This is a genomic window from Hydrogenophaga sp. ANAO-22, assembly GCF_042466645.1.
Lineage (GTDB): Bacteria > Pseudomonadota > Gammaproteobacteria > Burkholderiales > Burkholderiaceae_C > Hydrogenophaga.
The window spans coordinates 3073234-3099670 of sequence record NZ_CP159956.1 but is presented as its reverse complement, the minus strand read 5'-3'; the positions used below and the strand labels follow the sequence as shown (position 1 = coordinate 3099670).

Annotated in this window: 21 protein-coding genes, 2 pseudogenes and 1 riboswitch; of the genes and pseudogenes, 8 read left to right on the top strand and 15 right to left on the bottom strand. The window is 64.6% G+C overall.

Annotated elements, in window-relative coordinates; all coding sequences use genetic code 11:
* Window positions 1-12: 12 nt before the first annotated feature.
* Window positions 13-88: riboswitch (SAM riboswitch) on the bottom strand.
* 282 nt (window positions 89-370) lie between these two features.
* The gene (locus ABSY19_RS14980; protein ID WP_291115208.1) at window positions 371-778 is read left to right on the top strand and encodes an RNA-binding protein; all 408 of its coding nucleotides are present in this window, start codon (window positions 371-373) and stop codon (window positions 776-778) included.
* A 96-nt stretch (window positions 779-874) separates the two neighbouring features.
* Here the strand turns inward: ABSY19_RS14980 and ABSY19_RS14975 are convergent, their stop codons facing one another.
* Genes ABSY19_RS14975 through ABSY19_RS14960 form a run of 4 tightly spaced genes read right to left on the bottom strand, consistent with a single transcriptional unit; the run spans window position 875 to window position 3936 of the window.
* Window positions 875-1687, bottom strand: coding sequence for an SDR family oxidoreductase (locus ABSY19_RS14975; RefSeq protein WP_382152774.1), 813 nt, complete (start codon window positions 1685-1687; stop codon window positions 875-877).
* A gap of 25 nt (window positions 1688-1712) precedes the next feature.
* Complete coding sequence (gene lptC / locus ABSY19_RS14970) at window positions 1713-2384, bottom strand: LPS export ABC transporter periplasmic protein LptC (protein WP_382152771.1); 672 nt, start codon at window positions 2382-2384, stop codon at window positions 1713-1715.
* Window positions 2381-2926, bottom strand: a complete 546-nt coding sequence (locus ABSY19_RS14965) for a KdsC family phosphatase (protein ID WP_382163817.1) — start codon at window positions 2924-2926, stop codon at window positions 2381-2383. Before ABSY19_RS14965 ends, lptC begins: the two co-directional genes overlap by 4 nt.
* 11 nt (window positions 2927-2937) lie before the next feature.
* Window positions 2938-3936 carry an SIS domain-containing protein gene (locus ABSY19_RS14960; RefSeq protein WP_382152768.1) on the bottom strand — a complete coding sequence of 333 codons (999 nt, stop codon included), beginning with the start codon at window positions 3934-3936 and terminating at the stop codon, window positions 2938-2940.
* 60 nt (window positions 3937-3996) lie between these two features.
* Here ABSY19_RS14960 and ABSY19_RS14955 point away from each other — a divergent pair.
* Window positions 3997-5981: pseudogene (locus ABSY19_RS14955) on the top strand (monovalent cation:proton antiporter-2 (CPA2) family protein).
* A gap of 213 nt (window positions 5982-6194) precedes the next feature.
* A complete protein-coding gene (locus ABSY19_RS14950; RefSeq protein WP_291115220.1) occupies window positions 6195-6740 on the top strand; it encodes an adenine phosphoribosyltransferase in 546 nt (181 codons plus the stop codon).
* A 14-nt stretch (window positions 6741-6754) separates the two neighbouring features.
* On the opposite strand, the gene ABSY19_RS14945 is transcribed toward ABSY19_RS14950, so the two are convergent.
* The 7 genes from ABSY19_RS14945 to rpmH all read right to left on the bottom strand — a co-directional run bounded on the left by ABSY19_RS14945 (window position 6755) and on the right by rpmH (window position 12229).
* Window positions 6755-7456: a hypothetical protein gene (locus tag ABSY19_RS14945; protein WP_382152765.1), complete on the bottom strand. Its 702-nt coding sequence runs from the start codon at window positions 7454-7456 to the stop codon at window positions 6755-6757.
* A gap of 94 nt (window positions 7457-7550) precedes the next feature.
* Entirely contained in the window at window positions 7551-8042 is a 492-nt protein-coding gene (locus ABSY19_RS14940) for a cyclic nucleotide-binding domain-containing protein (protein ID WP_382163815.1), read from the bottom strand.
* Between the two features lie 106 nt (window positions 8043-8148).
* The gene (mnmE, locus tag ABSY19_RS14935; RefSeq protein ID WP_382152762.1) at window positions 8149-9549 is read right to left on the bottom strand and encodes a tRNA uridine-5-carboxymethylaminomethyl(34) synthesis GTPase MnmE; all 1401 of its coding nucleotides are present in this window, start codon (window positions 9547-9549) and stop codon (window positions 8149-8151) included.
* Between the two features lie 63 nt (window positions 9550-9612).
* Window positions 9613-11331 carry a membrane protein insertase YidC gene (gene yidC / locus ABSY19_RS14930; RefSeq protein ID WP_382152759.1) on the bottom strand — a complete coding sequence of 573 codons (1719 nt, stop codon included), beginning with the start codon at window positions 11329-11331 and terminating at the stop codon, window positions 9613-9615.
* Window positions 11328-11615 carry a membrane protein insertion efficiency factor YidD gene (gene yidD, locus ABSY19_RS14925; protein ID WP_291115232.1) on the bottom strand — a complete coding sequence of 96 codons (288 nt, stop codon included), beginning with the start codon at window positions 11613-11615 and terminating at the stop codon, window positions 11328-11330. The genes yidC and yidD overlap by 4 nt, the downstream gene beginning before the upstream one ends.
* A complete protein-coding gene (locus ABSY19_RS14920; RefSeq protein ID WP_382163813.1) occupies window positions 11605-11985 on the bottom strand; it encodes a ribonuclease P protein component in 381 nt (126 codons plus the stop codon). Before ABSY19_RS14920 ends, yidD begins: the two co-directional genes overlap by 11 nt.
* A 109-nt stretch (window positions 11986-12094) precedes the next feature.
* Window positions 12095-12229, bottom strand: a complete 135-nt coding sequence (rpmH, locus tag ABSY19_RS14915; protein WP_006299042.1) for a 50S ribosomal protein L34 — start codon at window positions 12227-12229, stop codon at window positions 12095-12097.
* A gap of 235 nt (window positions 12230-12464) precedes the next feature.
* Here rpmH and dnaA point away from each other — a divergent pair, with 235 nt between their 5' ends.
* The 3 genes from dnaA to gyrB all read left to right on the top strand — a co-directional run bounded on the left by dnaA (window position 12465) and on the right by gyrB (window position 17826).
* Window positions 12465-13883, top strand: coding sequence for a chromosomal replication initiator protein DnaA (gene dnaA, locus ABSY19_RS14910; RefSeq protein ID WP_382152757.1), 1419 nt, complete (start codon window positions 12465-12467; stop codon window positions 13881-13883).
* Window positions 13884-14021: 138 nt separating this feature from the next.
* The gene (gene dnaN, locus ABSY19_RS14905) at window positions 14022-15128 is read left to right on the top strand and encodes a DNA polymerase III subunit beta (protein ID WP_297401592.1); all 1107 of its coding nucleotides are present in this window, start codon (window positions 14022-14024) and stop codon (window positions 15126-15128) included.
* A gap of 82 nt (window positions 15129-15210) precedes the next feature.
* The gene (gyrB, locus tag ABSY19_RS14900; RefSeq protein WP_382152754.1) at window positions 15211-17826 is read left to right on the top strand and encodes a DNA topoisomerase (ATP-hydrolyzing) subunit B; all 2616 of its coding nucleotides are present in this window, start codon (window positions 15211-15213) and stop codon (window positions 17824-17826) included.
* A 545-nt stretch (window positions 17827-18371) separates the two neighbouring features.
* Here the strand turns inward: gyrB and ABSY19_RS14895 are convergent.
* From ABSY19_RS14895 to ABSY19_RS14885, 3 genes are all read right to left on the bottom strand, one after another.
* On the bottom strand, window positions 18372-19346 hold the full coding sequence (locus ABSY19_RS14895) for a Bug family tripartite tricarboxylate transporter substrate binding protein (protein ID WP_382152752.1): 975 nt from the start codon (window positions 19344-19346) through the stop codon (window positions 18372-18374).
* A gap of 104 nt (window positions 19347-19450) precedes the next feature.
* Window positions 19451-21244, bottom strand: a complete 1794-nt coding sequence (locus tag ABSY19_RS14890) for a hydantoinase B/oxoprolinase family protein (protein WP_382152744.1) — start codon at window positions 21242-21244, stop codon at window positions 19451-19453.
* Complete coding sequence (locus ABSY19_RS14885; protein WP_382152741.1) at window positions 21237-23270, bottom strand: hydantoinase/oxoprolinase family protein; 2034 nt, start codon at window positions 23268-23270, stop codon at window positions 21237-21239. Before ABSY19_RS14885 ends, ABSY19_RS14890 begins: the two co-directional genes overlap by 8 nt.
* A 420-nt stretch (window positions 23271-23690) precedes the next feature.
* Between ABSY19_RS14885 and ABSY19_RS14880 the strand changes: the two are divergent.
* Both ABSY19_RS14880 and ABSY19_RS14875 read left to right on the top strand, forming a co-directional pair.
* A pseudogene (locus ABSY19_RS14880) lies at window positions 23691-24370 on the top strand (integrase core domain-containing protein).
* Between the two features lie 4 nt (window positions 24371-24374).
* The gene (locus ABSY19_RS14875) at window positions 24375-25277 is read left to right on the top strand and encodes a LysR substrate-binding domain-containing protein (RefSeq protein WP_382152738.1); all 903 of its coding nucleotides are present in this window, start codon (window positions 24375-24377) and stop codon (window positions 25275-25277) included.
* Window positions 25278-25351: 74 nt separating this feature from the next.
* Here the strand turns inward: ABSY19_RS14875 and ABSY19_RS14870 are convergent, their stop codons facing one another.
* Entirely contained in the window at window positions 25352-26296 is a 945-nt protein-coding gene (locus ABSY19_RS14870) for a LysR substrate-binding domain-containing protein (RefSeq protein ID WP_382152735.1), read from the bottom strand.
* Window positions 26297-26437: the final 141 nt, after the last annotated feature.

Sequence of the window (26437 nt, the reverse complement as noted above, 5' to 3'; positions counted from 1 at the left end):
GTGCCGCCAAGAGCGAGACCGGGAATCTCCCCTTTAGCGGCATTTTTAAAGCGCCCGCAATCTGGAACAAATCGGCGCTGGGCGTCAGTATAAATTGATCCGACGGCCCCTGCAGCCGCCGGCCAGGGCCCGCCAAGACGGGTTTTCCCGCTGTTTTCGCCTCCCTGTTGTTGCCGCGCATCGGGCTTACCACACCTTTGCACATCCTGAAAAATAGTTAGTGTTTGCAGGACATTCAGCGCATAATCCCTCGGCGAGCGTGGAAAACGCTCGTTTTGACAAGTGATCGGTTGGTTTCGCGTGCTACAGGTTTTTGTGTGCTAACGGGGCTCCATCGCTATTTTTCTCTGTGTTATTAGGAGTCCCAACCATGGGCAACAAACTGTACGTGGGCAATCTGCCTTACACCGTGCGCGACGAAGACCTGCAACAAGCTTTCAGCGCCTATGGTTCTGTCAACAGCGCCAAGGTCATGATGGAACGCGAAACGGGTCGCTCCAAGGGCTTCGGCTTTGTGGAAATGGGCAGCGATGCCGAAGCGCAAGCCGCGATCGAAGGCATGAACGGTCAATCGCTGGGCGGTCGCAGCCTGGTGGTCAACGAAGCACGTCCGATGGAAGCCCGCCCGCCCCGCAGCGGTGGTGGCGGCTTCGGCGGCGGCCGCAGTGGCGGCGGCGGCTTTGGTGGTGGTGGCGGTGGTGAAGGCGGCTTCCGCAGCCCCTACGGCGGCGGTGGCCGTCGTGAAGGCGGTGGCGGTGGTGGCCGCGGCGGTTACTGATCGCCCGCACCCGTCGGCCTGAACCGGCGCCTGGCGCCGGTCGACACGACACAAAAGCCCTGTGGCATCTGCCCCAGGGCTTTTTTCATGGCCGCCTCAGCGGGTGGCGTCCCGCTCGCCCTGGCGGTGCTTGCGCGGGCGGCCGGCGAGCAGGCGGTCGAACCAGGGGTTGGGCAACAGCCGCAGCAGCTTGGCGACCACGCCCATCTGCCAGGGAATGACGCGGTAGCTCGTGCCCGCGCCGATGGCGTCGAACGCGCGGTCGGCGAAGGTTTCCGCGGTCAACAGAAACGGCATGCGGTAGCGGTTCTGGCGCGTCAGCGGCGTGTCCACATAGCCCGGCAGCAGGGTGACAACGGCCACACCGCTGCCCCGCAGCTCGCCCCGCAGGCTCTCGCAGTACGCCACCACCGCGGCCTTGCTGGCGCAGTAGGCGCCGTGCCCGGGCAGGCCCCGGATGGCGGCCACGCTGCCGATGCCCACGAGCGCGCCGCTGCCGCGCGCGGTCATGGCCGCCACGAAAGGGTGGAAGGTGGCGGCCAGGCCGGTGTTGTTGGTGGCGAAGGTGCGCGCCATCACGTCGATGTCGCTCCGGTCGGCGGTGTCCATGCCGATGCTGATGCCGGCGTTGGCGATGACGACGTCGGGCACGCCTTGCGCGGCCAGGCAGGCCTGGCCGGCGGCGACGATGCTGTCGATGTCGGCCACGTCGGCGCCATACACCTGGCAGCGCGCGGCGTCGAAGCCCTGTGCCTGGGCCCAGGCCTGCATGTCTTCGGTGCGGCGCGCCACCAGCGCGAGCCGGTAACCCGCCCGCGCGAAGCGGGCCGCCAGGGCCTGGCCGATGCCGCTGGAAGCGCCGGTGATGAACACCAGCGGGCCGGAGACGGTGGGGGTCGAGGGGTGCATGGTGGGGTGGGCCTGGGTGGGGCGCTCAACGCGGCGCCAGCTGCACTTTCACGCGGCCCTTGAAGCGCGCGACCTGGTCCTCGCCGGTGTAGTCCAGGGTGTCGGCGACCAGGCGGTCGCTGCCGCGCAGCAGCGTGACGGGCTGGTCGGAGACGATGCGGTCCGGCTCCAGGAACACGTGCAGGAACTCGCCGCGGAACTCCAGCCGGGGCTGGGGCTGGCCATTCAGGTCGTTGCCGGCCTCGCGCACGATCACCGCGTTGCCCCGGAGCACGAACTCGGTGTTGTCGCCATTGGTGGTCACCAGTCGCGCGGTGGCCAGCGTGGGCAGGCCTTGGTCGCCGATGTGGCGGATGCGCGCGTCGTCGATCTCGACCATGTCGGTGGCGGGGTAGTGGCGAGCCTCCACGCCTTTGACCTCGGTCTTGAGCGTGCCCTTGGCATCGAAGGCCTTGACCGAGAAGCGGCGCATGAAATAGTCGGGCTCTGTGCTCACCGGGCGCTCGGGTTCGGCCGACTCGGGCGCCGGCGTGGCGCGCAGCAGCCAGTAGGAGGCGAGCGCGAGCAGGCCCATGAGCAGCACGGGCAGGTAGATCGAGAGGTTGTCCAGCAGCTTGCGCTTGCGGCGTGGCGCGCGCGGCGCATCGATCGTCTGGTCGACGGTGTCGAAGAAATCGAGCGGGTCGGACGTGCTCACCGCGCGGCCGCCTCCAGCTCACGGGCATACGCGCCTTGGGCCACCAGCAGCAGGTCGCACAGCTCGCGCACGGCGCCCGCACCGGGCTGGCGCTCGGTGACGTGGTGGGCCACGGCGAGCACCTCGGCGTGCGCGGTGGGGGGGGCGGCGGCCAGCGCGGCGCGGCGCAGCAAGGGCAGGTCGGGCCAGTCGTCGCCCATGGCGGCGGCGGCGCCCCAGTCCAGGCCGAGTTCGGCCAGGATGGCCTCGGCCGCCGGGGCCTTGTCTTCGGTGCCCAGGCACGCATGCACCACGCCCAGGGCGGACAGGCGCAGGCGCAGAGCGGCGGAGTCGCGCCCGCTCACCACGGCCGGCGTGATGCCGGCGCGCTTCAACAGCTGCAGGCCCAGGCCGTCGAGCGTGTGAAAGCGTTTCAGCGTTTCGCCCGCTTCGCTGAAGTACAGGCTGCCATCGGTCAGCACGCCGTCCACATCGAAGAAGACCACGCGCACCGGCTGGGCACGCAGCAACAGGGCGGGTGGGAAACTCAGCACCGGGCGCAGGGGTTCCACGTTCAGATCACCTTCGCGCGCATGAGGTCGTTGCTGTTGAGCGCGCCCTGCAGGCGGCCGGCGCCGTCCACCACCAGCACGCTGGTGATGCGGTTGGCTTCCATCAGACCCGCGGCTTCCACGGCCAGCGCGTCCGGGCGCACGGTGCGCGGCTGGGGGTGCATCACGTCGCGCGCCACCAAGGAGCGCAGGTCGGCGCCGCTGCCGGTCTTCTCGATCAGGCGGCGCAGGTCGCCGTCGGTGAAGATGCCCACCACGCGCTCACCGCTGTCGACGATGGCGGTCATGCCCAGGCCCTTGGCGCTGATCTCGCGCATGAGCTCCATGAGGCCGGCGTCCGGGCCCACGCGCGGGGCCTCGTCGCCGCTGCGCATGACGTCGCTGACGTGGGTGAGCAGCTTGCGCCCGAGCGCGCCGCCGGGGTGGGAGCGCGCGAAGTCGTCGGCCTTGAAACCGCGTGCGTCGAGCAGGGCCACGGCCAGCGCGTCACCGAGGGCGAGCTGGGCGGTGGTGCTGGCGGTGGGGGCCAGGTTGTGCGGGCAGGCTTCCTTGTCGACCGAGGCATCCAGCACCACGTTGGCGTGGCGGCCCAGTGTGGAGTCGGGCCGGCCGGTGATGGCCAGCAGCGGCACGCCCATGCGCTTGATGAGCGGCAGGATGGCCGTGAGCTCTTCGCTTTCGCCGCTGTTGCTGATGCCCAGCACCACGTCGGCGCTGGTGATCATGCCCAGGTCGCCATGGCTGGCCTCGGCCGGGTGCACGAACATGGCCGGCGTGCCGGTGGAGGCCAGCGTGGCGGCGATCTTGCGGCCGATGTGGCCGCTCTTGCCCATGCCCATGACCACCACGCGTCCGGGAATGCCCAGCACCAGTTCGATGGCTCGAGTGAAGGATGCGTCCAGGCGCTGGGCCACGGCGGTCACGGCCTGTGCCTCGATGCTCAGGGTCTCCTGCGCCAGGGTCAGGGCCCGGGCCGGGTCGAAGGAAGGGGGCAGGGTCATGGGCGCAATTATCGCCGCCGGCCCGCCGCCGCGTGGTGGGCCAGCCATTACCATCGCTTCATGAATTCGCTCGACCTCGCCCTGCTCTATCTGCTGGCCGCCGTGCTGGCCGTGGTGGCGTGCCGCACCTTGCGCCTGCCGCCGATGCTGGGCTACCTGGTCGTGGGTGTGGTGATCGGGCCGAACGCGCTGGCGCTGGCGCAGAACTCGAGCGGTGTGCGCTACCTGGCCGAGTTCGGCGTGGTGTTCCTCATGTTCGTGATCGGGCTGGAATTCAGCCTGCCCAAGCTGCGCGCGATGAAGCGGCACGTGTTTGGCCTGGGCATGTCGCAGGTGGTGTTGACAGTGCTGCTGACCACCGTGGGCTCGCTGCTGCTCACCCTGGCCTTGCCCACCTGGTGGAACGTGCCCTGGCAGACCGCGCTGGCGCTGGGCGGCGTGATGGCGATGAGCAGCACCGCCATCGTGATCAAGATGGTCGCCGAGCGACTGGAACTGGAATCGGAGCACGGCAAGCGCGTGCTGGGCATCCTGCTGTTCCAGGATCTGGCCGTGGTGCCTCTGCTGGTGATCATCCCTGCCCTGGCCTCGGAACCCGAAGAGCTGCTGCGCGCACTGGGCTGGGCCACGCTCAAGGCCGTGCTGCTGCTCGGCCTGCTGCTCACCGGTGGGCAGCGGCTCATGCGCTGGTGGCTCACGCAGGTGGCGCGCCGCAAGAGCGACGAGCTCTTCATGCTCAACCTGCTGCTCATCACCCTGGGCCTGGCCTGGTTGACCGAACACGCCGGGCTCTCGCTCGCGCTGGGCGCCTTCGTGGCCGGCATGCTGATCTCGGAGACCGAGTTCAAGCACCAGGTGGAGACCGACATCCGGCCCTTCCACGACGTGCTGCTGGGCCTGTTCTTCATCACCATCGGCATGATGCTGGACTGGCGCCTGGTGCTGGACCGCTGGCCGCTGGTGCTGTTGCTGCTGTCGGTGTCCATGGCGTTCAAGCTCGCGCTCATCACGGGTGTCACGCGCGCCTTCGGCGCCCCCATGGGCGTGGCGCTGCGCACCGGTCTCTATCTGGCGCAGGCCGGCGAATTTGGTCTGGTGCTGCTCACGCTGTCCGGCCAGAACAACCTGGTGCCGCCGCAGCTGTTCAACCCCATCCTGGCCAGCATGGTGATCTCCATGCTCGCCACGCCCATCGCCATCCTTTACGCCAACAGCATCGTCACGCGCCTGGTGGGCAGCGACTGGCTGATGCAGTCGGTGCAGATGACCAGCATCGCGCGCAAGGCCATCAACGCCGACAAGCACGTGATCATCTGCGGCTACGGCCGCTGCGGCCAGAACCTGGCGCGCCTGCTGGAGGCCGAACACATTCCCTACATGGCACTCGACCTCGACCCCGACCGCGTGCGGCAGGCCGCGGCCGCCGGCCATTCGGTGGTGTTCGGCGATGCCGCGCGCCTGCAGGCCCTGATGGCCGCCGGCCTGCACCGCGCCAGCGCCGTGGTGGTGACCTACCTGGACACCCCCAGCGCGCTCAAGGTGCTGCGCCACGCGCAGGAGCAAGCTTCGCACGTGCCGGTGGTGGTGCGCACGGTGGACGATGCGGACCTGGAAAAACTGCGCACCGCCGGCGCCACCGAGGTCGTGCCCGAGGCGATCGAAGCCAGCCTGATGCTGGCCAGCCATGCGCTGGCGCTCGTGGGCGTGCCGATGCGGCGCGTGATCCGCGTGGTGCAGGACCAGCGCGACGCGCGCTACAACCTGCTGCGCGGCTACTTCCACGGTGCCGACGACGACGGGGCCGACGAGATCGACCACGAGCGCCTCAACACCGTGACCCTGCCCCGGGTGGCCGCAACGTCGGCAAGACCCTGGGCAGCCTGGCGCTGCACGCGGTGGGCGTGCGCGTGGTGAGCCTGCGCCGCGCCAGCGGCAAGCCCCAGTCCCCGAGCGACGAGACAGTGTTCGAAAGCGGCGACACGGTGGTGATCAGTGGCAAGGCGCCCGCGCTGGCCCTGGCCGAAGAGAAGCTGCTCTCGGGCTGAGCACGCCACTTCGTCGGCTGGCAGGCACCACACGCCGGAAGCCCTGGCGGGCAACGGGCCCGGGAAATCAGAATGCGCCCAGGGCCGGTCACGGCCTCCCGTTCCAGCCCATGGCTTTGTACAAGGGTCGCCATGGTCTGCGCCCCGGCCGTAGTGCCGGGGCTTTTTTTTGCGCCACCGCAGATAATGGCCGCTCCCTCACGGACCGAGCCCATGGACACCTCCGCCTTCCTGAAATCCCACATCCGCACGGTGCCCGACTGGCCCGCACCGGGTGTGCAGTTCCGCGACATCACACCGCTGCTGCAAGACCCCAAGGTCTTTCGCGTGCTGATCGACACCTTCGTGCACCGCTACATGGACACGGCGCTGCGCCCCACCGTGGTGGCCGGACTCGATGCGCGGGGTTTCATCATCGGCTCGGTGCTGGCCTACGAACTGGGCGTGGGCTTCGTGCCGATTCGCAAGAAGGGCAAGCTGCCCTTCACCACGGTGGAAGAAACCTACGAGCTGGAGTACGGCAGCGCGACGGTGGAACTGCACACCGATGCCGTGAAGGCAGGCGACCGGGTGGTGCTGATCGACGACCTGATCGCCACCGGCGGCACCATGATGGCCGGGCGCCGGCTGCTGGAAAAGCTGGGCGCGCAAGTGATGGAAGGCGCGGCCATCGTCGACCTGCCGGAACTCGGTGGCTCGGAGAAGCTGCGCGCCTCCGGCCTCAAGCTCTTCACGCTGCTCGATTTCGCCGGCCACTGAGCGACCGGCCAGGCTCAGAGCTTGCCGTACTGGGTTTCGCTCAAGGCCCCGAAATCGCTGTGCGACTCCGGCACCGGCAGCTGCGCCTGCGCTTCAGCAGGGGAACGGTAGGGTGGCTTGGCCACGCTCTGCAAGGCAAGGCGAAACGCCTCCACCTCGTCTTCCCCCACCACCTGCGCGGGCGCGCTCGACGGCGTCATGACGGGTCGGGGAATGGCCGTGGGGCTGGGCATCGGGCTGGTGACCTTGGCTTCAGGCACCAGGCCCGGCGTCATCGGCACGGCCTCGCGGCGCGTCTGGGCCGCCACGGCGGCCTTGAGCGCCATACCGACCTGGTCGTGCACGGCCTTGCGGCGCCAGTAGACGGAGCGCACGTCCATCTCGTGCCGCGTCTGGGCACTCTGCTGGATCCAGCGCTCGATCTCCAGCAGGTATTCATCGGGCATGGCCTTGGCGGGCAGCGCGAGGTCGACCAGCACCAGAAAGCTGTCGCCGTTGGCGTCCAGCGTGAGCACCTTGAACTCGTAACTGGTGGACAACACGCCCGCGCGGATGAGCGACTCGCGCACCACGGCGAACAGCTGCTCGCGGCGCAGGATGCGGCGCCCGCGGCGCGGCGAGATCAGCGGCAGCGTGGTCTGGCTGAACTTCTTGCGCGCACGGGTGAAAGGACCCTTGTCGGGTGTGGCGGATTTTTTGGCCTGTAGCCAGCTCATCAAGGACATGGGCAAAGTGTGCGCCAGGGACGCGCGCGCAAAAGGTTGAAAAAGCAACACAGGACGGCCTTGATTCCGTTCGTGCCCGCGGCGCTCAGGTCACGGCGACCCGTTTGGGCCGGTTGTACATGCGCCGAGCCAGCACCGCCGACATGGCCACGCTGAGGTCCAGCGCCACATCGGGGTGGCGCGAGGAGAGTTCCCGAAAACGCAAAGGGGTCAGACACCAGAGCCGGCAATCGCTGCCCGCGTGCACCGTGGCGCTGCGCGGCAGGTGGCTGAAAAACGCGCCCTCGCCCAGCAAGGAGCCCGCACCGACCACGGCGATGCGCACGCGCTCGCGCGAATCCTCGTAGTGCACGGTGAGGGTGCCGCTCTCCACGAAGTAGACCGTGCGGTCCTTCACCCCTTGCTCGATCAGCACCTGCCCCTGCTGCAGCGCCACCGGCTGCAGGTAGTTGGCCAGCTGCACCCACTGGGGGTCGTTGAGGTTCAGGGGCACGGCGTCCAGCGCGCTGCTCAGCCGCATGGACTGGGCCAGGCCTTGAATGTCAAAGCGCACGGACGTGGGCAACTGGGCGTTCATGCGGTCAAGATAACCGCGCACGACCGGCGCGCGCAAGCCTGTTCTTACCCGTGCTTACAGTTGCACTCTCGGCGGTCTCAGAGCGGCACCGAGCGGTGCGCTGGCCTCATTTGCCGATGCAAAAACGCGAAAAGATTTCGCCCAGCAGGTCGTCGGCGGTGAACTCGCCGGTGATCTCGCTCAGGGCCTGTTGCGCCAGGCGCAGCTCCTCGGCCAGCAGGTCCAGGTGCTCCGCGCGCGCCTGCAGCAAGGCGTTCGAGGCGTCGAGGTGATCGCCCACGCGGCGCAAGGCCTGCAGGTGCCGTTCGCGCGCCATGAACAGGCCGTCGCCCGCGTGCTGCCAGCCCGCCAGGCTCAGCAGGCGCTGGCGCAAGGCCTCCAGGCCGGTGCCGTGTTTGGCCGAGATCGCCAGTGTGTCGGCCTGCGCGTCCATCACGGCCGCCGCGGGCGCCTGGTCCAGCTTGTTCCAGACATGCAGCACGGGCACGTCGGCGGGCAGGGTGCTGGCCAGGCTGGCCGCGATCGAGGCATCGGCCGTCTGGTAGTCCGCCCCTTCGCTGCGGCTGAGGTCGTGCAGGAACAGCACCGCGTCGGCGCGCTGAATGCGCTCCCAGGCGCGCTCGATGCCGATCTTCTCGACCTCGTCCACATCGGGGCTGTCGCGCAGGCCGGCGGTGTCGATCACGTGCAGCGGCACGCCCTCGATCTGGATCGTCTGCTGCACCACGTCGCGCGTGGTGCCGGCCACGGGTGTGACGATGGCCAGCTCGGCCCCGGCCAGGGCATTGAGCAGCGAACTCTTGCCCGCGTTGGGCTGGCCCGCGATGACGACCTGCAAACCGTCGCGCAGCAAGGCGCCTTGGCGCGCCTGGGCCTGCACCTCGGCCAACGCGTCGCGCAGCCGTTGCAGCTGGCCCGTGGCATCGGCCTTCTGCAGGAAGTCGATGTCTTCCTCGGGGAAGTCCAGCGTGGCCTCGACCAGCATGCGCAGGTTCACCAGCGCGTCGCGCAGCGTGTGCACGCGGCCCGAGAACACACCGGCCAGCGAACGCGAGGCGCTGCGCGCGGCGGCCTCGGTGCTGGCATCGATCAGGTCGGCCACCGCCTCGGCCTGCGCGAGGTCAAGCTTGTCGTTGAGAAAGGCGCGTTCGGTGAACTCGCCCGCGCGCGCCAGCCGCAGCGTGGGCGCGGTGTCGCGCGCCACCTCCAGGCAGCGCGCCAGCAGCAGCTGCAACACCACCGGCCCACCGTGGCCTTGCAGCTCGAGCACGTCTTCGCCGGTGTAGGAGTGCGGGCCGGGAAACCACAGGGCCAGGCCGTGGTCGATGGGCTGGCCCGCGGCATCGGCCAAGGACAGGTAGGTCGCCTCGCGCGGCTTCAGGTCGCGCCCCAGCAGAGCCAAGACAAAAGCCGCCAGGCCCCGCCCCGACACCCGCACGATGCCCACGGCCCCACGACCGGGCGCGGTGGCGATGGCAACGATGGGGTCACGCGAGGCAGCGAGCATAGGAGGCGAGCATAAAAGACAAAGGGCCTGCAGCAGCAGGCCCCGGTCAGCGGCGCAGGGGGGTCACGCCTTGAAATTCGGCATGCTGAATTTCAGCGGCACGCCCATGCTCTTGTTGATCACGGCCTGTTGCGCGATGGTCAGCACGTTGTTCGTGATCCAGTACAGCACCAAGCCGGACGGGAAGAAGAAGAACATGACCGAGAACATCAGCGGCATCAGCCACATCAGCTTGGCCTGCAGCGGGTCCGGCGGCAGCGGGTTGAGCGCGGTCTGGATCAGCGTGGTCACGGCCATCACCAGGGGCAGGATGAAGTACGGGTCGGGCGAGGACAGGTCGGTGATCCAGCCCACCCAGGGCGCGTTGCGCATTTCCACGCTGGACAGCAGCACCCAGTAGAGCGCGATGAACACGGGGATCTGGATCAGGATGGGGAAGCAGCCACCCAGCGGGTTGACCTTTTCCTCGCGGTAGATCTTCATCATCTCCTGCTGCATCTGCTGCGGGTTGCCCTTGAGGCGCTCGCGCATTTCCATGATGCGGGGATTGATCTTCTTCATCTTGGCCATGCTGCGGTACGCGCTGGCGTTGAGCCAGTAGAACGCGGCCTTGATCAGCACCACCAGCAGCACGATGGACCAGCCCCAGTTCGCCACGTAGCCGTGGATCTTCTCCAGCAGCCAGTACAGCGGCTTGGCCAGGATGGTGAGCCAGCCATAGTCCTTCACGAGTTCCAGGCCGGGGGCGATGGTCTCGAGCACTTTCTCTTCCTGGGGGCCCAGGAACAGGCGCGACTGCTGGCTCTGGCTCCGGCCCGGTTCGATGGCGGTCAGCGCGGTGATGCTGCCCACAGCGAACAGGTTGTTGTCGATCTTGCGCGCGAAGTTCTCGCGCGCGACGCCATCGCCCAGCAGCCAGGCCGAGGCGAAGTAATGCTGCACCATCGCCACATAGCCGTCGCTCGCCGACTTGACGAACTCGGCCTTGTTCTTCTCGATGTTGGCGAACTCGATCTTCTGGTACTTCTTTTCCGCGGTGTAGACCGCCGGCCCGGTGAAGGTCGAGTAGAAGGGGGTTTCGCTGCTGAGCTTGCTGCCGTCGCGCACCAGCTGCAGGTAGAGCTGGGGCGTGACCGCCTGGCTGCCCACGTTCTGCACCTCGTGCTGCACGCCGATGTCGTAGCGGCCGCGCGTGAAGGTGTAGGTCTTGACCAGCTTCACACCACCGACCTCGGCCGATTCAAAGCGCACCTGCAACTCGTTCTGGCCGTCGGCCAGGGTGGTGGGGTTGCCCACCAGCGCCATCGGCGTCTTGTGGGTGGGGAAGTTGCCACCGATCAGGCCTGTCTGGGCCACGTAGATGTGCTCGCCACCCTGGGCCAGCAGCGTGAACGGGCGCTCGGTCTTGTCCTTGCTCTGGCCGGTGGCCTCGGCGTGCTTGAGCAACTCGGCGCCGATCAGCGAACCGCCTTCGCTGTTGAACACCAGCTTGAACAGATCGGTGGTGACTTCGTGGCGCTGGGCCACGGCGCCGGGCGCTGCGGCCGGGGTTTCGCCGACCGGTGTCGCACCGCTCTGCGCCGCCGTCGGCACGCCGGCGTTGCTGCCGCTGCCGCTGCCGCCGGCCGGCTGGCTGGTGGACGCGGCGGGCGCGGTCACGGCCGGCGCGGCGCCGGGAAAGAAGGTGGGCTTGTGGCCATTGTGAATCTGCCACTTGTCCCAGATGAGGACCATCGACAGACCAAAAACCACCCACAGGATGGACCGACGGATGTCATTCATGACGGGTTCTTCTTTTCGCAGGAAGGTGAAATCAGGCTGGAGAACAGCGTGGGCAGGGAGGCGGGCACCGGGTCATGGCCACCGTCGCACCACGGGTGGCAGCGGACCAGGCGCCGCAGCGTGAGGTAGGTGCCGCCCAGGGCACCATGGCGCTCCAGCGCACCGATGGCGTAGAGCGAGCAGGAAGGTTCGAAACGACAACCGCTGCCGAGCCACGGGCTGAGCAGCAGACGGTATCCCTTGACCAGGCCCAGCAGGCCCTGGCGCGGCCAGTCAGACAGCATGTCGGATCTCCGCAGGCGGCGCCGCGCGTGGCGCGGAACGCGGCGGCGCGAGCAGCTGCTCCAGCTCGGCGCGCACCGCGCGCTTGAGCGCGTCGGAGGTGGCGCTGACGAACTGCTGGCGGCTGAACTCGCTGCGCAGGCGCACCACGAGCGCCGCCTGGGGCAGGCTCGCGGCCCGGTGGCGGGCGACTTCGTAGATCTGGCGGCGGATCGCATTGCGCGTGACGGCGCGCTTGGCCCAGCGTTTGGGCAGCAGCACCCCTACCCAGGCGTCGGCCACGGGAAACAAGGCCCTGCCCTCGTGCGCGCTGGAAAGCGCGGCGCGGTGCAGGGCAAAGTGAGGGGTCTTGGCCACGGGGGCGCCCGCCATGACGGCCTGGAACTGTTGCCGGGACCGCAGCCGCTGGGTCACCGCTGAACCGTCCGGGTCACGCGGTGAGGGAGCCGGGCGAGTCGGCGCCGGCAGAACACGCGCAGCCTCAGACGGCCAGGCGCTTGCGGCCCTTGGCGCGGCGGGCGTTGATCACGGCACGGCCCCCGCGGGTTTTCATGCGGACGAGGAAGCCGTGGGTGCGGGCGCGGCGGATCTTGGAGGGCTGGTAAGTGCGTTTCATGGTGCTCTGTAGAAATCGGGGAAACCCGCAATTATCGCAAATAAACCCGATGTCCGGCAAGCACTTGGCGGTGGGAGCCGCCGCATCACTTCAAGCGACCGGGCTTGGCCACCGACTGCCCACCCCCTGCCAACGGTGATTTCCCTGCCTTGTGGATAAGTCGCGGCGCACACTACAATCGTCGGATTGCCCCGAGACATTTGTCCACAACCACAACGGCTTCACCGCTCCCAGCATGATCGAGGGCATTCCCCCTGATGCGTCCCTGACCGCTCCCCGGCCGGACGCCCTCTCGCTCTGGTCCACCTGCCTGGACCGGCTCGCGCAAGAGATCCCCGAACAACAGTTCAACACCTGGATCCGGCCCCTGACCGCCACCGTCGCGCCCGACGGTTCCAAGGTGGTCGTGGCCGTGGCCAACCGGTTCAAGATGGACTGGATCCGGGCCCAGTACGCGTCCCGCATTTCGGCCCTGCTGGAGACTCTCCAGGGGGTCCCGGTGACGCTGGAGTTGGTGCTTGCTCCGCGCGAAACGCCCAGCCGAACGTCGCCGGCGCCGCGCACGGTGCAAGATCAAGTGCTGTCCGAGCTGCCCGACCTGGCGCCGGCCGAGGTCGCCGCGCCCAGCGGCCCCAAGACCCGGCTGAACCCGGCGCTCGCGTTTTCCACCCTGGTCGAGGGCTCGGCCAACCGCATGGCGCGCGCCGCGGCCATGCACGTGGCCGGCAGCCTGGGCCAGCTGTACAACCCGCTGTTCATCTACGGCGGCGTCGGCTTGGGCAAGACCCATCTGGTGCATGCCATCGGCAACCACCTGCTGGCCGACCGTCCACAGGCCAAAGTTCTGTACATCCACGCCGAGCAGTTCGTCTCCGATGTGGTCAAGTCCTATCAGCGCAAGACTTTCGATGAGTTCAAGGAACGCTACCACTCGCTCGATCTGCTGCTGATCGACGATGTGCAGTTCTTCGCCAACAAGGAGCGCACCCAGGAGGAGTTCTTCAACGCCTTCGAGGCGCTGCTGGCCAAGAAGAGCCACATCGTGCTGACCAGCGACACCTACCCCAAGGGCCTGGCCGACATCCACGAACGGCTGGTCTCGCGCTTCGACTCGGGCCTCACGGTGGCCATCGAGCCGCCCGAGCTGGAGATGCGCGTGGCCATCCTGATCAACAAGGCGGCGGTGGAGAACGCCGTCATGCCCGAGGAAGTGGCTTTCTTCGTGGCCAAGAACGTGCGCTCCAACGTGCGCGAGCTCGAAGGCGCGCTGCGCAAGATCCTGGCCTATTCGCGCTTCAACCAGAAGGAAATCTCGATCCAGCTCGCGCGCGACGCGCTCAAGGACCTGCTGTCGATCCAGAACCGGCAGATCAGCGTGGAGAACATCCAGAAGACGGTGGCGGATTTCTACAAGATCAAGGTCGCCGACATGTACAGCAAGAAGCGCCCGGCCAGCATTGCGCGGCCGCGCCAGATCGCCATGTTCATCGCCAAGGAACTGACCCAGAAGAGCCTGCCCGAAATCGGCGAGCTGTTCGGCGGGCGCGACCACACGACCGTGCTGCACGCGGTGCGCAAGATCGCGGCCGAACGCCAGCAGAACACCGAGCTGAACCAGCAGTTGCACGTGCTGGAACAGACGCTCAAGGGATGAGCGGGAAGACCCGGGGGCCGTTTTGCGGAAGCCGCTCACAAAAAGGCGAAAATAGCGAGGATTTGGCCCAAACAATGAAAAGGGCCAACCGGGAGGCAGGAACCGGCCGACAAGCAACCAGAGAAGAAAGAGTCTGACATGATCGTTTTGAAATCGACCCAGGACAAGGTTTTGGCCGCGCTGCAATCGGTCGCGGGCATCGTGGAACGCCGCCACACCCTGCCGATCCTGGCCAACGTCCTGCTTCGCAAGACCGGCTCGCAGGTGCAATTGACCACCAGCGACCTGGAAATCCAGATCCGCACCACCGCCGAACTCGACGGCGACAGCGGCAACTTCGCCACCACGCTGGGCGCGCGCAAGCTGATCGACATCCTGCGCACCATGCCGGGCGACCAGACCGTGAGCCTGGAGTCCAACGCCGGCAAGCTGATCCTCAAGGGCGGCAAGAGCCGCTTCACGCTGCAGAGCATGCCCGCCGAAGATTTCCCGCTGGTGCAGGAATCGGCCAGCTTCGGCCCCGTGTTCTCGGTGCCGCAGAAGACGCTCAAGAGCCTGCTGAGCCAGGTCTCGTTCGCGATGGCGGTGCACGACATCCGCTACTACCTCAACGGCATCCTGTTCGTGGCCGAAGGCAAGCAGCTCAGCCTGGTCGCCACCGACGGCCACCGCCTGGCCTTCGCCTCCAGCACGCTGGACGTGGAAGTGCCCAAGCAGGAAGTCATCCTGCCGCGCAAGACCGTGCTCGAACTGCAGCGCCTGCTGTCCGACAAGGAAGGCGCGATCGAGATGCAGTTCGCGGCCAACCAGGCCAAGTTCAGCTTCGACGGCATGGAGTTCGTCACCAAGCTGGTCGAGGGCAAGTTCCCCGACTACAACCGCGTGATCCCCAAGAACCACAAGAACATCGTCACCCTGGGCCGCGCGCCCCTGCTGGCCAGCCTGCAGCGCACCGCCATCATGACCAGCGAGAAGTTCAAGGGCGTGCGCCTGAACGTCGAGCCCGGCGTGCTGCGCGTGGCCTCGAGCAACGCCGAACAGGAAGAGGCCGTGGACGAACTCGACATCGACTACGGTGGCGACACCATCGAGATCGGCTTCAACGTGACCTACCTGATCGACGCGCTGCAGAACATGTCGCAGGAGATGGTCCGCATCGAACTGTCCGACGGCAACAGCTCCGCGCTGGTCACCAACCCCGACGACAACGCCTTCAAATACGTTGTCATGCCGATGCGCATCTGAGGTCCAACCCCCTGGTTGCTCCCGCATTCCAAACCCGCGAACACCGCGGGTTTGGCGTTTACTGAGATCGAGAAATTCCACCATGTCCGACGCCAACAAGCCCGCCGAATCCGTCAACACCGGTGAGGCGCAAGCCGAAAGCTCCAATTTCCAGCCCACCATCGACGCCCACCAGGCCGGTGCCAGCGAGGGCTATGGCGAAGGCTCGATCCAGATCCTGGAAGGCCTGGAAGCCGTGCGCAAGCGCCCAGGCATGTACATCGGCGACACGTCCGACGGAACCGGCCTGCACCACCTGGTGTTCGAGGTGGTCGACAACTCCATCGACGAAGCCCTGGCCGGCCACTGCGACGACATCGTGGTGACCATCCACACCGACAACTCCATCAGCGTGGTGGACAACGGCCGCGGCATCCCCACTGGCGTGAAGATGGACGACAAGCACGAGCCCAAGCGTTCGGCGTCCGAGATTGCGCTGACCGAACTGCACGCCGGCGGCAAGTTCAACCAGAACAGCTACAAGGTCTCGGGCGGCCTGCACGGCGTGGGCGTGAGCTGCGTGAACGCGCTCTCGCAGTGGCTGCGCCTCACCGTGCGCCGCGAAGGCCATGTGCACCTGCTCGAGTTCGCGCGCGGCTTCGTGCAGAACCGCGTGATCGAGACCACGCCCACCGGCGTGGAGATCTCGCCCATGCGCGTCACCGGTGCCACCGAGAAGCGCGGCACCGAGGTGCACTTCCTGCCCGACTACGAGATCTTCCGCGAGAACGCCGACTTCCACTACGAGATCCTGTCCAAGCGCCTGCGCGAACTCTCCTTCCTCAACAACGGCGTGCGCATCCGCCTGAAGGACGAGCGCAGCGGCAAGGAAGACGACTTCTCCGGCGCCGGCGGCGTCAAGGGCTTCGTCGACTTCATCAACAAGGGCAAGACCGTCCTGCACCCCAACGTGTTCCACGCCATGGGCGACCGCCAGAGCGACCAGGGCACCAACATCGGCGTGGAAGTCGCGATGCAGTGGAACAGCGGCTACAACGAGCAGGTGCTTTGCTTCACCAACAACATCCCGCAGCGCGACGGCGGCACCCACCTCACCGGCCTGCGCGCGGCCATGACGCGGGTCATCAACAAGTACATCGAAGAGCACGAGCTGGCCAAGAAGGCCAAGGTGGAAGTTACCGGCGACGACATGCGCGAAGGCCTGTGCTGCGTGCTGTCGGTCAAGGTGCCCGAGCCCAAGTTCTCGAGCCAGACGAAAGACAAACTGGTCTCCAGCGAAGTGCGCGGCCCGGTCGAAGACATCGTAAGTCGCCTGCTGGCCGACTACCTGCAGGAGCGCCCGAACGACGCCAAGATCATCTGCGGCAAGATCGTCGAAGCCGCGCGCGCCCGCGAGGCCGCACGCAAGGCCCGCGAAATGACACGCCGCAAGGGCGTGCTCGACGGCATGGGCCTGCCCGGCAAGCTCGCCGACTGCCAGGAAAAGGATCCGGCGCTGTGCGAGATCTACATCGTGGAGGGTGACTCCGCCGGCGGCTCGGCCAAGCAGGGCCGCGACCGCAAGTTCCAGGCGATCCTGCCGCTGCGCGGCAAGATCCTGAACGTGGAGAAGGCGCGCTACGAGAAGCTGCTGACCAGCAACGAAATTCTCACGCTCATCACCGCGCTGGGCACCGGCATCGGCAAAGCCACGGGCGCGGGCGGCACGGCGGGCGTGGACGACTTCAACGTTGCCAAGCTGCGCTACCACCGCATCATCATCATGACCGACGCCGACGTGGACGGCGCGCACATCCGCACCCTGCTGCTGACCTTCTTCTACCGCCAGATGCCCGAGCTCGTCGAACGCGGCCACATCTACATCGCTCAGCCGCCGCTCTACAAGGTGAAGGCCGGCAAGGAAGAGCTGTACCTGAAGGACGCTTCCGCGCTCGACGGTTTCCTGCTGCGCATCGCCTTGAAGGACGCCAGCGTGTTCACCGGCGGCGCCACGCAGACCACGCTCAGCGGCGACACCCTGGGGGAGCTGGCGCGCAAGCACCAGATCGCCGAGAGCGTGATCGCGCGCCTGTCCAACTTCATGGACGCCGAGGCCCTGCGCGCGATCGCCGATGGCGTGGCGCTCAACCTCGACAGCGTGGAGCAGGCCGAGGTCAGCGCGGTCGCGCTGCAGGCCAAGCTGCGCGAACTGGCCACCACCGGCGTGCCCGCCGAAGTGGCGGCCGAGTTCGACGTGCGCACCGACAAACCCATCCTGCGCATCAGCCGCCGCCACCACGGCAACATCAAGAGCAGCGTGCTCACGCAGGACTTCGTGCACGGCGCCGACTACGCCGCGCTGGCCACCGCCGCCGACACCTTCCGTGGCCTGCTGGGCGAAGGCGCCAAGGTGATGCGCGGCGAGGGCGACAAGCAGAAGGAAGAGAAGGTCGGCGACTTCCGCCAGGCCATGCGCTGGCTCATCAGCGAAGCCGAGCGCACCACCAGCCGCCAGCGCTACAAGGGCCTGGGCGAGATGAACCCCGAGCAGCTGTGGGAGACCACCATGGACCCGAACGTGCGCCGCCTGCTGCGCGTGCAGATCGACGACGCGATCGAAGCCGACCGCGTGTTCACCATGCTGATGGGCGACGAGGTGGAACCGCGCCGCGACTTCATCGAGACCAACGCACTGCGCGCGGGCAACATCGACGTCTGACCTGGGATCTTGAGAGGAACTCGAATTCGTCGGACTGAACTCGAGTTCCTCAGATTGGAGAAACTGAAATAGTCAGACTTTCTCGCCTACATCTTCAGAAAAACGGCGCTCTTTTTTGCGCAAGCAGCCCGACATCAAGGCTCTGGCATTTTCGACCAAGGCATGGGGGAACATTGCGCGGTCCTGCTTGCCGAACTGGCAACTTCTCCGAGATCGAAAGCTTTTGCCCGCCTCAGCTGGCTCATCCCCACCTCGGCCCAGTCTTCAACTGACAGATGTTCCTCTAGGAGGTTTAGCGCTGCGGCTACGTCCAATTGCGGAGGAGTGGTCTGTCGGGCTGCGCTAGCCCATATTCACATCGCATAACGTGCCATCTGAATTTTGCGGCGCGATGGGCGGTGATCATTGAAGAGATCTAAACCGCCAAGCACCTGCATTCGGCGTTCAGCTACCGGTCACGAAACGAGTTCGAAGATCAACGGGGGACAGCAAGCAGATCTGACTCCCGTTGGCTCGGCTACAGAGGTTCTCTCCAGGGAACAAACTCATTGCTCGACCTTGATGTTGGCATCGACGATCACCTTGCGCCACTTCTGGATGTCGTCTTTGACTCGAACAGCGAACTCGTTCGGAGTGCTCGCAACTATCGAAAAACCTGCTGCTTCTAATTTTTGACGCATCTTCGGTTCCGTGAGCACTGTCCGGACATCTGCGCCAATCTTGTTGACAATGCCGGGAGACGTTCCCGCTGGCGCGAACAATCCAAACCACACATCCGACTCGTACCCTGGATAGCCGGATTCGGCAATGGTAGGAATCTGCGGTAACAAGGGGCTTCGCTTGGCGCTCGTCACGGCCAGCACACGCAGCCTTCCCGCCTGCATATGTGGAAGCGTCGTCATGATGACGTCAAAGCTGGTTTGCAGCTGCCCAGCCATCAAGTCGTTCATTGCTGGGCCAGACCCCTTGTAGGGGACTGGCAGCATTTTTATGCCTGCACGCGCAGCCAACAACTCCATGGACATATGAGGCGTAGCGCCAACGCTACCGTTATATGCGAGCTCCCCTGGCTTGGACTTGGCATAGGCGACCAGATCCTGGACCGAATGAACAGGTAGAGAGGGATGTACCGACAACAACTGCGGAATCGTGACCATTTCTGTGACCGGTACGAAATCGCGCTGGGCGTTGTAGGGGAGTTTGGGATAGAGAGTCTGAGCGACTGCGTGCGTTGTGACCGTGCCCAAGAGCAGGGTATATCCATCGGGTTTCGATTTTGCGACCGCATCGGCGCCGATGGAGCCTGCCGCGCCTGCCCGGTTCTCTATGATCACTGCCTGCTTCCAATTTTCGCCGAGTCGTTCGGCCAAGCTACGTGCCAGCAAGTCCGTAGATCCACCTGCCGCAAACGGAACGACAATTTTGACGACTCTGTTTGGATATCCGTCCTGGGCGTGGGCATATGGGCCCATCAGAATGACCCCAAGAAGGAAGGAAAAGAACGGGAAGAACTGCTTCATTTGGATTCTCCAATTAAAAGGTCGTAAGTAAGCGATCCCGCGCTCTGCGCGACGACGACGATGGTGGTGACGTGAACGGCGTCCCTTGTGCGGGACCGACTACTTCATCGCGTCTCAGCCAGCGAAGATGGGTAGACAAGGTTGCGGGCCTGCTCTGTTAGCTCAGTTCCGTAAAGGCGCTCACAAGCGTTTGCGGAGAGGATTTCGTCACGCAAGTCTTCGGCGATAGCCTCGACGTCACGGAGTGAAGGACGCCCAAAACCTGCACCGCCTGGCGTTTCAATTCGAATGGTTTCCCCTTTGGCGAGAACGAGGTGGGTTACCTTTGAGGCCAGGACCTCTTCATTCGGCAGGCCCGCATTTCGCAACAGGCGCCCACGCCCGCCTTCGCCTCCTCCATCGAATCCTTCCGCACCCTGCAGATGGCTGTCTGAACGGGAGGAAACGATGGTGCCGTCTTGCAATGCGCGGACTTGGCGCACGATCCCAAGTCCGCCGCGGTGCTGGCCCGCGCCGCCTGAGTCCACGGCGAGGCCGTAAAGATCAACATGAAGTGGAAATTCGTTCTCAAGAACCTCTGTGGGGAGATTCCTTGAGTTGGTCACGTGCACATGGATTGCATCCATCCCATCTGCATCTGCGCGCGCTCCCCCTCCACCTCCCAACGTTTCACCGCAGAGGTAAAAGCGGCTGCTGACCGGATGCGTTCCGGAGAACGAGATCGCCGGAAGGGTATCGTTGCCCGATGCGATCAGTCGCTCGCGAGGAAGCAGCGTGCGGAAAGCGCCGAAGATTGCTCCAGCCACACGCTGACATGTAATGGTGCGGGCACCGCAAGCGGCAGGAGCTCGCGGATTGACGATAGATCCCTCGGGCGCTCGAATCACGATGGCGTCGGCCAAGCCACTGTTGGCCATCAGGTCGTGATCCAGCATTGCCTTCACGCTGTAATAGACAGTGGCGCGAAGCGCGCTTGCCGCTACGTTCAGCGCCCCTCGCGACTCGGGGCCGGTACCGGCCATGTCGACAACCAGCCTCGAACCTTCAACGAAGACCGTCGCCGTCACGGCTACCTGACCGCCTTCTCCGCTGCCATCGTCGTCGAGCCACGTTGTGAAGGAATGACGCCCTGCCGCAAGTGCGGCAATCCGGTGTTCCAGGCGGCGCGAGGTATAGGCCAGTACGTCGTCGACGGCTTTGTGAAACGCGGATACGCCACCCATTCGGTTGATGAGCGAGCGCATCGTCGTAGCGCCATGGTTATTGGTGGCGATCTGGACACGGAGATCAAGCGCACGCTCTTCGGGCAGCCGAGAGTTCAGCGCAACGAGTGCGATCACGTCGTCGTCGACTTCGTGCGACCGTGCCACCCTCAGAATGGGAATGCGAAGCCCTTCCTCGTAGATCGTGCGCGCGCGGGCCGACGTTGAGCCTGGTGTGGCTCCTCCGATATCGGAGTGGTGACCAATGTTGGCGGCAAATGCCACGAGCACGCCGTCCAGAAAGATCGGCGTGACGATTGAGATGTCCGGCAGGTGCGTTCCCCCCGCCGCGTAGGGGTCGTTGCAAATGTAGACGTCACCTTCACGTATTTCGGCTGAACAATATCGCTCCCGTACAGCTTCCATCGCTCCTAGCAAAGATCCCAGGTGAATCGGGATGTGGGTGCCTTGCGCAATCAGCCGACCAAGGTGGTCGAAGATGCCCACTGAGAAGTCGTGGCGCTCTTTGATCTGAGGCGAGAACGACGCCCGCATCATGTTGCTGGCCATCGATTCGGTAATGGCCAGCAGACGGTTTGTAAAAACCTCGACCGCGATGGGATCGAAGGCGCTTGCGCCACTGGTGGCATGCGATTCGTGAAGACTATGTGCGGACACAGTGGATACCTCAAACATCAATGCGGATATTGCCGAAACGATCGATCACGGCCAGTTGCCCCGGTAGCACCACGGTGGTCGAACTCATTTCCTCAATGACCACAGGTCCCTTGAACTCGAAGCCAGGCGCCAGCGCGTTGCGGTGATGGACGGGGGTTGTGACCCATCCGTGTTCTGGGCCGAAATAGACGGGGCGTTCCGTCGTACAACCTGTTCCCACAGGGAGCGGCACTTTGGGGACCGGGTCCTTCGCGACCAGCCCCATGGCTTGCACTCGGCAGGCTACGATTTCCAGGGGTCGTCCCGCATGGTCGTGCCCGTACTGCGCGCGGTGTGCCTGATGGAACGCTTCGATGAATGCAGATTGACCCGCATGATCCACTGACTCGACCTGAACACGAATGTCGTGCGTCTGGCCGCGGTAGCGAGCATCGATGGCAAGGTGGAATCGACGCTGTCCCACAGGAACACGCTCGCGCTCGAGCCAAACGTCTCCCTCGCTGAGCATTTCTTGTGTCAGACGCCCCACCTCGCTCCAGGTTTCGTGATTAAGCAAAGCCAGCTGGGTTCGTACGAAATCACGGCTGATGTCCGCAAGCAGAATGCCGCGTGCGCACATAGTCCCAGGCTCGCGCGGAACAAGTACGCTCGCGATACCGCATTCCTGGGCGACTTCCGTCGCATGAAGGGGGCCTGCACCGCCGAAAGCGAACAGCACAAAGTCAGCCGGGTCGTGGCCGTGCTCGGTGGAGATGGCACGGATGGCGCGACTCATGCTGGCCGTGGCAATGCGCAGTACTCCGAATGCGGCCTCCTCCAACGAGAGACCTAGAGGACGTGCGATGCGTTCTTCGATCACGGCGACAGCAGCCTGCCGATCTACCACCATGCGACCATCGAGCAGTGTCGAAGGATTGAGCCGCCCGAGCACGATATTGGCATCGGTCAGGGTTGGTTCCACCCCCCCTTTCTGAAACGCGACAGGGCCTGGCACTGCACCTGCACTGTCAGGCCCGACCTTCAACGCCCCGATGTCGTCAAGCCGAGCGATGCTCCCCCCGCCGGCCCCTACGACATGGATGTCGACCATTGGCATCTTCACGGGGTAGCCGGCGACCAACCGGTCCGAAGTAAAGCTTGGGCGCCCGCCGGTGATGAGAGAGACGTCGGTACTGGTGCCACCGACGTCGAAGGTGATGATCTCTGACAGTCCCGCAGTTGCGCCAATGACAGTTGAACCCACAACGCCTGCCGCCGGCCCTGACAGGCAGGTCAGGACCGGCAGGCGCTCAACCGTCTTGACGGGCATCAATCCGCCGTTGGAATGGAATGTCAGCGGTTCAACGTTGACGCCCACCTCGGTGATTCGCTTGCACAGCTGTTCGAGGTAATGCTGCATGCGCGGAGCAACATACGCATTCAGCACCGTTGTCGAGGTGCGCTCGAACTCACGAAACTCGGGCAGCACTTCGGACGAAACGCTCACGTGCATTCCAGGTGCCACCCGTTCAATGATCCGGCGTGCCCTGTCTTCATGCTCAGGGTTGCGATAGGCATGGAGAAAGACGACGGCAATGGATTTGACCCCACTTGCCACCAACTCGCGCACTTGGGTTTCCAACGTGCGTTCGTCAAGCGGGCGCAAGACGTTCCCTTTCGCGTCAAGGCGCTCTTCGTTCTCGAGCCGGCGCCAGCGCGGCACCAATGGCGTCGGCTTCTGAACGCCGTAGTCAAACAGTGAAGGACGGGTTTGCCGCCCAATGGCAAGGACGTCACGGAAACCGCCTGTTGTGATCAGGCCGGTGAGTACGCCGCGACGCTCGATGACCATATTCGTCGCGACCGTGGTGCCGTGCCCGAAGTACTCCACCTCGGCGGGCGATACCCCGAAATGCTCGAGCATTTCGCGCGTACCTTGGGCGATCGCCACCGAGGGGTCTGCGGGCGACGAAGGCACCTTGAAGAATGACAACGTGCCCGCGTTCGTGTCAGTCATCACGAAGTCCGTGAAGGTGCCGCCTACATCAATACCGATTCGAACCATGAAAATTTATCCTGCTTACTTCTTGCTGCCAGGGACAGCGTTTGAGACTGAACTGTCTGATCCACGTAGAAGACACTCGCAACCCATGCCCTTCCTTGCAGGAAGGTGTAGAAGGTCAGAGGCGCCATCAGAGGACGGATTTATGTCGTAAATCCGCTGATCGAACTACACGATTCGCTTTCGTGTGGGTCAGATCCTGTGGGCTCGATGATCGATTGGCAGGCCTGAATAAACAACTCCAAGGACGGTTGGACGCATATAAGGCTTTGTTATGTCCTTGGAAGAGGCGAGTAGGTAGGATGTCGGCATCTCACGACGCAGCTAGTTGTGAAGGCCCAATAGGTTGTATGTGTTCATCTGAGTTGAGTTTGAGAGACTGGGAATTGCCACACCCCCAGACCCCTCAAGGTACTCAACCAGATGAACATCCATAAGAATCCCCGACTTACGCTGGCGCGTCGAATCGAAATGGTTCAAGACATCACCATGCATGGACCGAGTGCCTGTGCAGCCGCCCGGGCGCACGGCGTGAGCACGCCCGCCGCGCGCAAGTGGCTGGGCCGCTGCCTGGCTCTGGGACAGGCGGGCCTGACGGATGCCTCCTCGCACCCATCCCACTCACCCCGCGCCATCGAACCCGCCAAGGGGAGATGCTGTTCGTGGCCATCGACGACCACGCCCGCATCGCCTTCATCGACATCCACGCTGACGAGAAGGCCCCCAACGCGGTGCAGTTCCTGCGCAACGCACACGCCTACTACGCCAGCCTGGGCGTGCGCATCCAGCGCCCGCTCACCGACAACGGCGCCGCATTCCGCTCACGAGACTTTGCACTGGCCTGCCAGGAGCTGGGCATCCGCCACCGGTTCACCCGCCCCTACCGGCCGCAGACCAACGGCAAGGCCGAGCGCTTCATCCAGTCGGCCCAGCGCGATTGGGCCTATAGCTTCACCTGCCAGAACTCCAGCGAGCGAACAGCTGCGCTGGACTACTGGAATCACCACTACAACTGGCACCGCCCTCATCAAGGCATTGGCGGCGTCGCTCCCATGTCCCGACTCAACTCGTCAGGAAACAACCTCTTGACTCTTCACACCTAGGCCCATGCAGATCAACCCTCGACAACTCGAAGCCTTCCGCAAGGTCATGGTGACTGGCAGCATGACCATGGCCGCTGAACTCCTGGAGGTGAGCCAGCCGGCAGTTAGCCGTCTGATCAAGGATCTTGAGAAAGCGCTGTCTATTCGGTTGTTCAGGCGCGAAGGCAATCGGCTCATCCCTGGCGCGGAGGCTCAGCGGTTGTTTCGCGAGGTAGATCGCTTTTACCAAGGCCTTGAGCAAGTGGAACGGGTCGCGCAGGACCTGAAATCCGTGCGTATCGGCACACTTCGCATCGCCTCCATCAGCGCGCTGGGACTGGGTTTCCTCAGTGAGGGCATCCGCCGATTCACCGCGGCCCACCCGCAGGTTGCCATCTCACTCGAAGTTCGCCCCTCGCTGGGTGTACTTGAGCTGACGGCCATGAATCATGTTGATATCGGCTACGTCGGATTCATGGGCGCAGAGTACCCTGGCGTGGATGTGTTCCCGCACCCGAGCGTTGCAGCCGTGTGTGTACTCCCGCGGGGTCACGCACTGGCGCGAAAGAAGACAGTGAAGATCACAGACTTGCAGGGCGAGAACCTGATCTCATTGCACGACAACAGCCCCTTGCGCATGCGAGTCGAAATGGCATTGAGCTCTGCCGGCGTGAGTTGTACGCGGTCGATAGAGACGACCTTCGCGCATTCCGCTTGCAGCATGGTCGCCAGCGGACTCGGCGTGACGGTGGCCGACCCGTTTACGGCAGCCTATCTGCGCGATCCGGCAATCATCTGTCGCCCGCTAGTACCGACGGTGCCGTATACCTTCTCCATGGTGTTGCCCAGCCATCAACAGCGATCCAAGGTACTTAGCGATTTCATCGCTGTGATGAAAGGGTTGTTCGCTGAAAAAATGCCGCAGTAAGGCGGTCTTGGTGGGCTGCCCTTGGGCCCTGGTGTCGACTTCAAAAGCCTGCTCCTTGAATACGCGAAAGGCGGCTACGTCGGTTGCTGCTTCGCTCGGAGCTTGGTTGCGCGCGAGGACAGATTCATTCGATACGAGTCTCGATTCGCACGCTGCAGTTCGTCCAGCAACGCATCGACCAACGGATGTCGGGCACGTCCTTCCACGGCAAATGCTCCGACGGAAAAGTCAATGCTGGGCTTGAGTGCAACGGCGTGCCCGCCAGAGCGCACATGGTTCAATGCTGTGAAGGAGTCTACGACCCCAACGTAGTCACCTTGCATTACGAGGCTGCTAATGAAAATTGAACTCGAAGCTTCAGCAACATAGTTGGGCTGCAGATCTTCGCGAGAGAACGCCGCGTCAAGCCGCGTGCGGGTTTCCGTATTCTCGCTGTAGGTTACAAGCGGTGCATCTATCAAGTCTGCCAGTGTCATCGACCTTCGACGTCGATCAGGATGCCCCGGCGGCAGGATGACACGGCATTCGCCGGCCACTTCAGCAATCTGGGCAAGTCCGCGGCCGGCATTAGACACAAGTCCAAGAGCCACGTCGAATCTATTCTCTTTCACGAGTTGCAGGCCGGCTTTTGAACTCACGACCTGTACCTCGATGTGGGCCTTCGTTGCCAACGTGAGTGTCCGGACAGCAAGAGGCAACAGGGTGAGCCCGAGCGCGGGCAGGCAAGCCACCCGTAGCGTCCGCAACTTTGTAGCGTTCAGTCGCTTGCCCACGGCTTCAAGGCGAGCGAGGCTGGCGAAGGAGTACTCAACCTCTTGATAGAGCGCCAGCGCATCTTCGGTGGGTTTGACGCGACGGCCATCGGGCACAAAAAGTTTCCAGCCAAGCACCGACTCTAGATCGTGCACGAGCCTCGTCACTGAGGGCTGCGAGACATGCAGCATCTCGGCGGCCTTGGTAACGCCGCCGGTCAACATGACCGCACGAAACGCTTCCACCATTCGAAAGGTAATCGTCATATTAGTGGAAGACTGGTTTGTATAGAGCGGTGCACGACACAACGATCGGTTCGGCCTTGGTGCCTTGGACTCGTGTCTTCGTTGGGACTTCGGCCCTATGCCCATCCGCACACGCTGCCATGCGCGCGGTTGCTTGTAGCA

Excerpts from the sequence above, each read along its gene's own strand:
- ABSY19_RS14960 (WP_382152768.1), bottom strand. The coding sequence starts at position 3,936 with ATGACCCTGCCCCCTTCCTTCGACCCGGCCCGGGCCCTGACCCTGGCG.
- ABSY19_RS14890 (WP_382152744.1), bottom strand. The coding sequence starts at position 21,244 with ATGTTTGAGGTATCCACTGTGTCCGCACATAGTCTTCACGAATCGCAT.
- ABSY19_RS14950 (WP_291115220.1), top strand. The coding sequence starts at position 6,195 with ATGGACACCTCCGCCTTCCTGAAATCCCACATCCGCACGGTGCCCGAC.
- gyrB (WP_382152754.1), top strand. The coding sequence starts at position 15,211 with ATGTCCGACGCCAACAAGCCCGCCGAATCCGTCAACACCGGTGAGGCG.
- dnaN (WP_297401592.1), top strand. The coding sequence starts at position 14,022 with ATGATCGTTTTGAAATCGACCCAGGACAAGGTTTTGGCCGCGCTGCAA.
- ABSY19_RS14895 (WP_382152752.1), bottom strand. The coding sequence starts at position 19,346 with ATGAAGCAGTTCTTCCCGTTCTTTTCCTTCCTTCTTGGGGTCATTCTG.
- ABSY19_RS14940 (WP_382163815.1), bottom strand. The coding sequence starts at position 8,042 with ATGAACGCCCAGTTGCCCACGTCCGTGCGCTTTGACATTCAAGGCCTG.
- yidC (WP_382152759.1), bottom strand. The coding sequence starts at position 11,331 with ATGAATGACATCCGTCGGTCCATCCTGTGGGTGGTTTTTGGTCTGTCG.
- mnmE (WP_382152762.1), bottom strand. The coding sequence starts at position 9,549 with ATGCTCGCTGCCTCGCGTGACCCCATCGTTGCCATCGCCACCGCGCCC.
- ABSY19_RS14885 (WP_382152741.1), bottom strand. The coding sequence starts at position 23,270 with ATGGTTCGAATCGGTATTGATGTAGGCGGCACCTTCACGGACTTCGTG.
- yidD (WP_291115232.1), bottom strand. The coding sequence starts at position 11,615 with ATGCTGTCTGACTGGCCGCGCCAGGGCCTGCTGGGCCTGGTCAAGGGA.
- dnaA (WP_382152757.1), top strand. The coding sequence starts at position 12,465 with ATGATCGAGGGCATTCCCCCTGATGCGTCCCTGACCGCTCCCCGGCCG.
- ABSY19_RS14920 (WP_382163813.1), bottom strand. The coding sequence starts at position 11,985 with ATGGCGGGCGCCCCCGTGGCCAAGACCCCTCACTTTGCCCTGCACCGC.
- ABSY19_RS14945 (WP_382152765.1), bottom strand. The coding sequence starts at position 7,456 with ATGAGCTGGCTACAGGCCAAAAAATCCGCCACACCCGACAAGGGTCCT.
- ABSY19_RS14980 (WP_291115208.1), top strand. The coding sequence starts at position 371 with ATGGGCAACAAACTGTACGTGGGCAATCTGCCTTACACCGTGCGCGAC.
- ABSY19_RS14975 (WP_382152774.1), bottom strand. The coding sequence starts at position 1,687 with ATGCACCCCTCGACCCCCACCGTCTCCGGCCCGCTGGTGTTCATCACC.
- rpmH (WP_006299042.1), bottom strand. The coding sequence starts at position 12,229 with ATGAAACGCACTTACCAGCCCTCCAAGATCCGCCGCGCCCGCACCCAC.
- ABSY19_RS14870 (WP_382152735.1), bottom strand. The coding sequence starts at position 26,296 with ATGACGATTACCTTTCGAATGGTGGAAGCGTTTCGTGCGGTCATGTTG.
- ABSY19_RS14875 (WP_382152738.1), top strand. The coding sequence starts at position 24,375 with ATGCAGATCAACCCTCGACAACTCGAAGCCTTCCGCAAGGTCATGGTG.